Raw genomic sequence first — 1,073 nt, 5'->3', positions numbered from 1 at the left:
ATCACCTCGGCGAGCGGATGGCGGCGAAATCGTTCCTCGATGTCCGCGTCGGTGTGTTTGATGCGCTCATCGAGGTTGATCACCCCTTGGGCCAGCTCGGCGACCAATCCGGCGCCAACATCTTCACCCGCGAGGCGGACGGTCTGAGCTTTGGCCGCTGTCACCGCGGCAGCCGCGATCGTGGCGGCGTTGCGCACCCCGGCCGCTGCCAGAACTTTGGTCAGCCGCGAAACACCCGTTCGGCGAATCGCTTTCGGCCGTTGATAGTGCGCCAGCAGCACCGCCCAACCCCGGTCTTGGCTGAGCTCGGCGACGCGTTCGAGGGCCGGGCATACGGCCAGCAGTTGTTGGCGCAGACGGTTGATGGTGCGGGTGCGATCGGCCACCAGATCGGCGCGGTGGGCGGTGAGCATGCGCAGCTCGGTGATCAGGTCATCGCCGGGACGCAGGACCGGCAGGTCCGCACCGCGCATCCGGGATTGATCGGCAATCACCCGGGCGTCTTTGGCGTCGGTCTTGGATTCACCACCCCGGTAGGTGGCCGATGCTTGCCACACCTGCCGGCCCGCAAGGTAACGCACCGTCTTGCCTTCATCGGCCAGCACCGTGAGGACCAGTGCGGCGTACGCGTTGCTCAAGTCCACCGCCCAGGACACCTCACCGGCAAGCTTTTCGACCTCGGCGACCAGGTCGCGGATCGTGCGCTCGTCGTTGACCACCTTGCGCGAGAACACCATGTTGCCGTTGCCGTCCACGACGCACACCCAGTGATGTTCTTTGCCGACGTCGACGCCAGCCCATACCTGGTCTTCGGTCACCGGACCTCTTTTCGCTTGTCTGCCAACAGAATCCCCAAGGACGACCTCGCCGGCATTTCCTTAAACAAGCGATCGCATCGCAGATCTCAATCAGCGGCCCGAGGAAGTCCAGGCAGGCCGGGCGGCCAGTCCTTTCAAGCCGCACCACCAGGGCCGGCACCAACATGGCAGCCATACCCGACCCACCCGGGTCACAGCCAAACGTAACGCTCAGCAATACGAAGTAACTGCAACTACAAACTTAAGGACAACATG

The 1,073-nt window shown here is 63.9% G+C and carries 1 protein-coding gene; it reads right to left on the bottom strand.

Going from position 1 to position 1,073, the window contains the following annotated elements; all coding sequences use genetic code 11:
• On the bottom strand, positions 1-818 hold an 818-nt coding region (locus tag ACJH7A_RS30635; protein ID WP_406803334.1), incomplete at its 3' end, for an IS110 family transposase.
• Positions 819-1,073 lie beyond the last annotated feature (255 nt).

This window comes from Mycobacterium sp. SMC-17 (genome assembly GCF_045310915.1).
Classification (GTDB): domain Bacteria; phylum Actinomycetota; class Actinomycetes; order Mycobacteriales; family Mycobacteriaceae; genus Mycobacterium.
The sequence above is the reverse complement of the archived record's forward strand: the minus strand, read 5'-3'. Positions and strand labels throughout refer to the sequence as shown.